Source organism: Variovorax sp. 20P10.2.4 (assembly GCF_058244205.1).
Map to the genome: position 1 here is coordinate 1 of NZ_JBZAYE010001026.1, position 1,740 is coordinate 1,740.

Consider the following 1,740-nt stretch of genomic DNA (forward strand, 5'->3'; position numbering starts at 1 on the left):
GCGCCTGCTGTTCGCCCTCCACGCTCTCGAACACCTCGCCGGCCATGCGCGGCCCGTTCGCGGTCACGCAGGCGCCGAAGGCCGCGGTCCGCTCGCGCCGCGAGCTCACGCCCGCGAGCGGCTCGGTCACGTAGAGCAGCTCGCGAAAGCCGCCCTCGACCAGGTGGTCGCAGGTGGCCTTCATCGCGGCCTCGTTGTCGAGCGAGACGAAGTCGGTGTGCATGCCCGCGTGGCGCCGGTCGACCAGCACCGCGGGCTTGCCGTGCAGCGCGACCGCGTCGAACACGCCGCTGCCGCGGCCCAGGGTGTTGAGGATGAAGCCGTCGACCTGGTAGCCCGCGAGCGCGTCGATGGCCTCGCGCTCGCGTTCGCTCTCGTTGCCGAGGTTGAACAGCATCACGAGGTAGCCGGCGTCCTGGCAGGCCTTCTCGGCGCCGCGCAGCACCGCCACCGAATAGGGGTTGGTGATGTCGGCCACGATCAGGCCGATGAGCCGCGAGCGGCCGTGGCTCAGCGCCTGCGCCATCGGGCTCGGCGAATAGGCGAGCTGGGCGATCGCGGCCTCGACGCGCGCCGCGATGTCGGGGCTCAGCAGCCGCTCGCGGTGGTTGAGGAAGCGCGAGACCGTGGCCTTGGAGACGCCCGCGGCCTGCGCCACGTCGGCGATGGTGGCGCGGCCCGTGGGTTTCATGCGCTGGCCGTGTCGTAGGGCGCGGTCGGCCGCTCCCCGGCCAGCACCTGCAGCAGGTTGGTGGTCGCGAGCTCGGCCATCGCATGCCGGGTCTCGTGCGTGGCCGAGCCGATGTGCGGCAGCGGCGTCACGCGCGGATGGGTGCGCAGCGGCGAATCGGCGGGCAGCGGCTCCTTGGCGAACACGTCGAGGCCGGCCGCGCGCAGCGTGCCCTGGTCGAGCGCGTCGAGCAGCGCCTGCTCGTTCACGGTCGCGCCGCGGCCGCCGTTGATGAAGGCGGCGCCGGGCTTCATGCGCGCGAAGAAGGCGGCGTCGGCCATGCCGCGCGTGGCCTCGGTCAGCGGCAGCATCGCGAGCACGATGTCGGCGCGCGCGAGCAGCTCGTCGAGCGGCGTGTGCGTGGCCCGGCCCTGCAGCTCGGGCGCCTGCGCGGCCAGGTCGACCGCGCGGCGCGCGTGGTAGAGCACCGGCATGCCGAAGCCCAGGGCGGCGCGGCGCGCCACCGCCTGGCCGATGCGGCCGAAGCCGAGGATGCCGAGCGTCTTGCCGTGCACGTCGGTGCCGAACAGGTCCTCGCCGATGTTCTTCGTCCAGCGGCCCTCGCGCACCAGGGTCGAGAGCTCGACCACGCGACGCTGCGTGGCCATGAGGATCGCGAACATGGTGTCGGCCACGGTCTCGGTCAGCACGTCGGGCGTGTGGCACAGCACGATGTTGCGGCGGCGCAGCTCGGTCAGCGGGTAGTTGTCGACACCGACCGAGACGCTCGAGATCACCTCGAGCCGGGGCGCCGCGTCGAGCATCGAGGCATTGAAGTTGACGCTCGAGCCGATCAGGCCCTGCGCCGCCGGCAGCGCGGCCGCGAAGGCCTCGGGCGACTGGCGCGCGTCGGCCACGACGACCTCGTGCGCGGCCTGCAGGCGCGCGAGCTGGTCCTCGGGCAGGGTGCGGAAGACGAGGATGTTCTTGCGGGTGGAGGAAGACGAAGAGGAAGCCATGGCGTTCACAGCCCCGCCGCTTCGAGTTCGGCCCGCGTCGGCAGGCCCTCG

2 protein-coding genes are annotated in these 1,740 nt (G+C 72.9%); both read right to left on the reverse strand.

Annotation, left to right across the window (positions count from 1 at the left end; all coding sequences use genetic code 11):
• A partial coding sequence (locus AC27VN_RS40655; protein ID WP_490880388.1) for a LacI family DNA-binding transcriptional regulator occupies positions 1-691 on the reverse strand: 691 nt, incomplete at its 3' end.
• Positions 688-1,689 carry a 2-hydroxyacid dehydrogenase gene (locus tag AC27VN_RS40660; RefSeq protein ID WP_490880389.1) on the reverse strand — a complete coding sequence of 334 codons (1,002 nt, stop codon included), beginning with the start codon at positions 1,687-1,689 and terminating at the stop codon, positions 688-690. The genes AC27VN_RS40655 and AC27VN_RS40660, both read right to left, overlap by 4 nt.
• Positions 1,690-1,740 lie beyond the last annotated feature (51 nt).